Annotated in this window: 6 protein-coding genes and 2 tRNA genes; all 8 read left to right on the top strand. The window is 29.2% G+C overall.

The genetic code is table 11. The features are described 5' to 3' along the window. On the top strand, positions 1–1,718 hold a 1,718-nt coding region (locus tag ACRDBA_RS01165), incomplete at its 5' end, for a discoidin domain-containing protein (protein ID WP_438571117.1). A gap of 302 nt (positions 1,719–2,020) precedes the next feature. After that, positions 2,021–2,094, top strand: a tRNA-Gly gene (locus tag ACRDBA_RS01170). A gap of 5 nt (positions 2,095–2,099) precedes the next feature. Continuing rightward, positions 2,100–2,175 (top strand) — tRNA-Lys (locus ACRDBA_RS01175). A gap of 132 nt (positions 2,176–2,307) precedes the next feature. Continuing rightward, on the top strand, positions 2,308–2,949 hold the full coding sequence (locus ACRDBA_RS01180) for a DUF4352 domain-containing protein (protein ID WP_438571118.1): 642 nt from the start codon (positions 2,308–2,310) through the stop codon (positions 2,947–2,949). A 143-nt stretch (positions 2,950–3,092) separates the two neighbouring features. After that, positions 3,093–4,061, top strand: coding sequence for an alpha/beta hydrolase (locus ACRDBA_RS01185; RefSeq protein WP_438571119.1), 969 nt, complete (start codon positions 3,093–3,095; stop codon positions 4,059–4,061). A gap of 344 nt (positions 4,062–4,405) precedes the next feature. After that, positions 4,406–4,852: a GNAT family N-acetyltransferase gene (locus tag ACRDBA_RS01190; protein ID WP_438571120.1), complete on the top strand. Its 447-nt coding sequence runs from the start codon at positions 4,406–4,408 to the stop codon at positions 4,850–4,852. Positions 4,853–4,999: 147 nt separating this feature from the next. After that, positions 5,000–6,349, top strand: coding sequence for an FAD-binding oxidoreductase (locus ACRDBA_RS01195; RefSeq protein ID WP_438571121.1), 1,350 nt, complete (start codon positions 5,000–5,002; stop codon positions 6,347–6,349). A 69-nt stretch (positions 6,350–6,418) separates the two neighbouring features. Next, complete coding sequence (locus ACRDBA_RS01200; RefSeq protein WP_438571122.1) at positions 6,419–7,087, top strand: putative ABC transporter permease; 669 nt, start codon at positions 6,419–6,421, stop codon at positions 7,085–7,087. Positions 7,088–7,285: the final 198 nt, after the last annotated feature.

Below are 7,285 nucleotides of genomic sequence, written 5' to 3' on the forward strand. Positions count from 1 at the left end.
AGGTAGATAACGCAAATCTACAAAAGGAAATAGAACCATTCTTAGGTTCATATGAAGCATTAAGCCATGCTGGAATTGGTGCTATGAAGGCTGTAATTGCAGCAGAAAAAGGAGATATAAAAGAATGGATGCTTCAAACAAAGGAAGCTAAGAGTAAGCTTGCATCTATGCAAAACTTTACTGTTGATAGAATAGAAGCAGAGGGACCAAGAACTTATGTAGCAGAAGTAGGGACAAAGAGACTTAAGCCATTAGTATCAAGCACAATAACTAAGGGTGAAGAAATAATGTCATCTGCATTAAGCGGAGATAACTCAGCTAAGGCTATTAGCAATATTAAAGATATGCCTGAAATTGAAGTTACATTAAATGAAGGTAGATTTACAATTAATAATATAGAAAATATTAAGTTTAATAAGAATCAATATGTTGGATTAGCTTTACCTAAGGCTATGATGGCTAGCAAAATTCAATTAGAAGCATCAAGCTATGAAAACTTAGAAGTTCAAGCTTCAATAAATGGAGTAGAATGGACTTCAGTTAATGGAGAAGTAGCAGATGGTGTGTTTACAGCTAATATAAATGAAGGAGTAACATTTGTAAGAGTTGTAAATAAGGGAGCAGAAGCTACATTAGATATAAATAAATTAGAAGTAACGCCTATATATAAGGCTAAGCTTTCTATATCACAAAATATAGGAACTTATCAAAACTACACAATACAAAACGCTATAGATGGTAATATGGAAACAAAATACTGGAGTGATAAGCCATCAGCACCAGGAAATTATATTCAATTAGACTTAGGAGCAGTAATTCCTGTTTATGATATTACTTCATACTTTGGAAGTACAGATAAAATGAGAAATTCTGAATATGAAATTTCAGTAGATGGAGCTAATTGGACTTCATTAGGTGAGTTAAATTATACAGCTCAAGGAGCTCAATCAGTAGCTACTGTTAATGCAAATGGACAAATGGCTAAATATATAAGAATTTCAGCTAAGGGATCTAACTCTGGATATTGGGTTCAATTATATGAAATGGAAGTAAATAAATCAGTTCCAGGTGGAGGAAGTGACTATGTAGAATTAGTTACAGGAACACCAGAAGGAAACTTTGAAAATCTTTATGATGGAGATTTATCAACAGCTTATGAAGCAGCAGCTGTAAATGAAGGTGATAGCTTAGTTTATAAAATGACTAGGGTAACTGATGTTAAGGAATTAGTTTTCTTACAAGATGAAAACAATATTTGTGGAGCTAAAGTAAGTGTAAAAGATAAGGCTGGAAACTGGACAGAAGTTGGAACATTAAGTGAAGAATTTAATGCAATTCCTGTTAACAAGACTATCTTAGAAGTTAAGCTTGAATTTGATGGTACTAAAGTAGCACCAAAAATATATGAAATTATAACTAGAGAAGGTGAAATCGAAGTTCCACCAACTACAGGAGAAGCTCCAAACAAACCAACAGAGTTTAAGGCGACAGATATAACTAAGAATTCTGTTTCAATGACATGGGAAGCTCCAACTAATGTAGAAATAAAGGAATATATCATTTATAGAGACGGTAAAGAAATAGGAAGAACTTCTGATACTAGCTTTGTAGCAGAAGGATTAAGAGTAAATTCTATATATGGATTTAAGATTGTTGCAGTAAGCAATGAAGATAAAGAATCAAAACCAATATCTATAAATGTAAGAACAAGAAAATAGATTCAAAGTAGGAGAAAAGTGAAGAGATATTATTTGTGTACTTTTATTTATAGCTTTAGGGTTATTTATAGGAAAGAATTATAAGCAAATAAGTGAAGATGTAATAACTTAAAGGTGGATTAGTTTTTTAACTTATCCACCTTACTTTTTATTTACTCAAGTTCTTAAGTCTAAGTTTAAAGTGGAGTATATTTAAGAAAAATATTTTATAAAAACTTTTAAAAATATGTTGACATAATATATAGGTATGTATTATACTAAGCAAGTAGTCCAGTGACGGACGACAAAAAAAGACAAAATATGCGGGTATCGTATATCGGTAATACTCCAGCCTTCCAAGCTGAAAAGGTGGGTTCGATTCCCACTACCCGCTCCATTTGTGGTTTACTAGCTCAATCGGTAGAGCACTTGACTTTTAATCAAGGTGTACCGGGTTCGATTCCCGGGTAAGCCACCAAAAGATGTATCAAAGTGATACATCTTTTTTTGTGTTTAAAAATAATTGAATTATATAGGGAAAAATAAATATCACAAATTTTTTTGTTATTAGTAGAATATAATAGGTTGAGTATTTAAATGGAGGCTTATAATGAGTAAACTAGTAAAGTGTAAATCATGTGGGAAGGAAATAGCAAAGGGATCTAAATGCCCTAGTTGTGGTAAAGATAATAGAAATTTCTTTTCAAAGCATAAGATTTTAACTGGAGTAGGAGCATTGGTTATTCTTGGAGTAATAATTGGTGCAACTAGTTCAGCAGGTGATGATGTATTAAAGGAAAATGAGGAAAAATTGAGTGAAGAAAGTTCTTCAAGTTCAACTCCACAACAGGATTCAAGAAATTTTGAAGTTGGACAAACAGCAGAAAAAGAAGGAGCTTATAAAGTTACAGTTAATAGTTTAGCTGAATATCAATCTTCTAATGAATTTATTAAACCTGCTGAAGGAAAGAAATATGTTGTTGCTAATGTAACAGTGGAAAATATAAGTGCAGATAAAGATATTGCAGTATCATCTATAGTATGCTTTAAATTACTTAGTTTAGATGGAGTTAAATATGACATAGCTATAACTGATGCAGGAAGTCAATTAGATGGAACTGTTGCACCAGGTAGAAAATTAACAGGAAATGTAACATATGAAGTTCCTTCTGATTTAACAGAAGCAGAGCTAGAGGTTAACTTAGATGTAATTGGTGGAAAGGCTATTTATTTTAAAGGTGCTATAAATTAATTTATAAAGGTCTGAAGGCTTAAATGCTTTCAGACCTTTTTTGTTTTTATATTAGGAGAATTAATTTCCATATCAAATTGTTTTATAATCAAAGTATTTTATGTTATAATCCTAATAAAAACATATGAGGACAAGGTGATATAATGAGTAAATTAAAGAAGATACTTATAAGTATAGCTTTAGTAGTTGTAGTTTTAATTACTGCTGTACTAGGGGTTGGGGGAAATTATTTATATAATTTAGCTTTAAATCCTAATACATCAAAGGATTTAATATTTGGTAGTGATGAAGATGAAGAGGATGTAGTAGTAAGTACTGAAACTAGTGGAGTAACTAATATAACAGATGAGCAGTGGTTATTAGAAAAAAGCAATTATGAAGATTTATATATGACATCTAAGGATGGCTTAAAGCTTCATAATTATCTTATAAATAATGGTGATTCAAATAAATGGGCTATAACAGTTCATGGATATACATCAGAAGGTTATAAAACAGCATCTTATGCAAGAAGATTCCATGAAATGGGGTATAATGTATTAGTTCCAGATTTAATGTCTCATGGTACTAGTGAAGGTGATTATATTGGAATGGGATGGGACGAGCGTTACGATATAATTGACTTAATAAATTACATAGTAGAAAAAGATTCGGATGCAGAAATAGTTTTATTTGGAGTATCTATGGGAGCTGCAACAGTAATGAATGTATCTGGAGAAGAACTTCCTACTAATGTTAAGGCTATAGTTGAAGATTGTGGATATACATCAGTTTGGGACGAGTTTGCATATCAATTAAATGATTTATTTGGTTTACCTCCATTTCCAATGATGCATATATCTAATATGATAGCTAAGGTTAAAGCTGGTTATTCTATAAAAGAAGCAGCACCAATAAAGCAAATAGCTAAGTCAAAAACACCAACTTTATTTATTCATGGTGATGAAGATGATTTTGTTCCTTACTTTATGTTAGATGAACTTTATAATGCAGCAAATGTTGAAAAAGAAAAACTAATAATTAAGGGTGCAGGACATGCCAAAGCTAGTGATGTTGATCCTAAATTATATTGGGAAACTGTTAATAGCTTCTTAAATAAATATGTGAATTAGAAAGAAGAGGGTAGCAAATTGCTATCCTTTTTTATTTAATAGAGAGAGTTCTACTATATAAATATGCAGCATTTAAATATTTTAAAAAAATTTTTTATATTTTATTTAACTGCATATTTATATAGTGTAAGGTAATTATTAATAAGTTATAGAAAGTCTGAAAATCAGTACTACGAAGTGCTGGAAATCCAACTCATAAAAGGATGATTTTCCCACCCTAATAAAACTTATATAAATAAAACTTATTTAAATAAATAAAAAAAGTATATATTTAAATAGAGAGAGTAATTTATAGTTTTAAAAAAATAGTTTATAATTAGATGAAATAAAAGGGGGATTAAAGAATGATTATTAGAAGAGCAAAAACAGAAGATGCAAAGGTTATTACAGAATATAATTACAATTTAGCTTTTGAAACAGAAGATAAGGAGCTAAATAGGGAAATATTATTTAATGGTGTAAAATCATTACTTAATGATGAGAAAAAGGGAATATATCATGTTTGTGAAATAGATGGTAAGGTTATTGGGCAAATAATGTTTACTTATGAATGGAGCGATTGGAGAAATGGCACATTTATTTGGGTACAAAGTGTTTATGTTCATAAGGACTATAGAGGAAAGGGAGTTTTTAAAGCCTTATATAATCATGTAAAATCTATGTGTGATAAGGATGAAAGCATTTGTGGAATAAGATTATATGTAGAAATAGAAAATTATGTTGCTAAAAAAACATATAAATCCTTAGGAATGGAAGAATGTAGTTACCATATTTATGAATATGAAAAATAAATTTAGAGTTAGTGTTTTTACACGAACTGATAAAGAGTTACTATATAAACAATAACTATAAGATGTAGATTATTTAAATAGTAAAAGATATAAGATGTTAAGATAAAGGGAAGTATAAATATAGATATAGAGAGAGTAGGTGAACAAATGAAAAGTTATGATTTTAGTAAATTAACAGGAAAGTTAATAACTAGAGATAGCTTTGAATATGAGGAAAGCAGAAAAAGCTGGAATAGAGCTATAGAAAAATACCCATTGGCTATTGTTTGTTGTAAAAATAAAGAAGATATTATAAATGCAATAGATTGGTCAAAGGAAAATGAGGTTTCTATAAGAATAAGATCAGGAGCGCATAATTATGAAGGCTTTTCTACTGGAAATGATGTTTTAGTTATTGATATGCAATATATGAATAATATATACATAGATGAGGAAAAGGCTTTAGTTAAAGCAGAAGGTGGAGTAAGAAATAGAGAAATATATAATGCTACAGGAGAAAGGAATTATCCATTCCCAGGTGGAGGATGTCCAACAGTTGGTGTAGCTGGATTAATTTTAGGTGGAGGCTGGGGATACTCAAGTAGATTATATGGATTATCTTGTGATTCTGTAGTTCAAATAGAGTTAATTAATTATAATGGTGAAGAAATAATAGCAAATGAAAATATTAATAAGGATTTATTTTGGGCATTAAAGGGAGCTGGTGGAGGAAACTTTGGAGTAGTTACTTCTATTACTTTTAAGCTAGCTAAAAAGGTTTCAAATGTAACATTAATAAATGCTGATTTTAAAACTAATGATAATGATGAAGTTATAAATATAATAAGCCAGTGGCAAAAAGAATATAAAACATTAGATAAAAGATTTAATGGTAAAATAAGCATTTATAATTCTAAAGAAAATGGAAAAGGAGCTAAGTTTACAGCATTATTTTATGGGAATAAAGAAGAAGTTAGAAGTATAATAGACCCTATATTAAATAAAGCTACTAATATTATCTGTAAAATAGAAGAGTGTAGCCTTTTAGAGGCAAATACTAAAATACAAGATAGTCATCCTGATTATGAAAGCTATAAGTCTACAGGAAGATTTTTATATAATGAATTTTCAAGGGCTGAAATAGAAAAACTTATAGATTTAATCAGTGATTTAGAAGAGGGTGGAATTTATTCTGCTGTTACTCTTTATGGATTAGGTGGAAATGTAGGAGAATCATCATTAGAATCTTCAGCTTTTTATCATAGAGGGGCTAAATTTATAGTTGGATTCCAAGTTTTATGGGAAGAACCTAAGTATGCACCTATAAATAAAATATGGTTTTTAGAAAAATTTAAGGAAATAAAGAAAATGACAAAGGGTTCATTTATTAATTTCCCATTAGCTGAGCTTCCAAATTATGAAGAAGAATATTTTGGAGATTTTTATAAAAGATTAAAGGAAATAAAAGAAAAGTATGATCCAGAAAATATTTTTTTATTTCCACAAGGTATAAGATAAAAACTTAATACTTTATTTTCACACATATATAAATAAAAAATAATATAGTTATATAAGGAGGGGGAGTCCATGGCTGTTCTTTTTACTATATTATTTTTTCTTATATATAGTTTTTTAGGTTGGACTTGTGAAGTTATATACTGTTATGCTGGAACAAAAGTATGGGTTAATAGGGGTTTTTTAAAAGGTCCAATATGTCCTGTATATGGTTTTGGAGCTATGTTTGTTATTTGGATTTTAGGTGATTTAAATATAAAAGAAACTATTCCACTTTTTATTTGTGGAGCTTTAATAGCATCTATTATAGAATTCATTGCAGATATTTTTTTAGAATATGTCTTTCATACTAGGCTTTGGAATTATTCTAATAGAAAATGTAATATAAAAGGCAGAGTATGTTTATTAAATTCTACCTTATTTGGAGTGTTAGCTGTTTTATTAATTCAGTTTATACATCCATCTATAAAGGATGTTATAGGTTTAATTAATTATACTGTAGTAGTTGTAGTATCAATCATTTTATCAATTATATTTATTTATGATATTGTAACTACCTTTGTAAGTGTTATAAAATTAAATAATTTCTTAAATAATAAAGATGATGATAAAAAAGAATTTAAATTAATAAAACATAAGAGAATTATAAGGGCCTTTCCTCAACTTGAGCATAAGAAGCATTTAGAAGAGTTTAAAAAGCTAAAGGAATCAATTATAAAAAATCATTTAAATAAAAAATAATAGGTTAGAGTGCAAGCTACTTAGGTAACTTGTACTTTTTTCTTGTACAAATATATGTAGTTTATAGTGTATAATTATATAAAACATATTAAAAGGTTGGTAGATAAAAATGGGTTTAGAAAAAATGCAAGGAACACCAGCGTTTTTAGAATATATAGGGGAAAGAGGTGGAGTGAAGAATCATAGCTGTAGAGGCTG

The sequence above is a fragment of the Clostridium sp. genome (genome assembly GCF_051654825.1).
Classification (GTDB): domain Bacteria; phylum Bacillota; class Clostridia; order Clostridiales; family Clostridiaceae; genus Clostridium.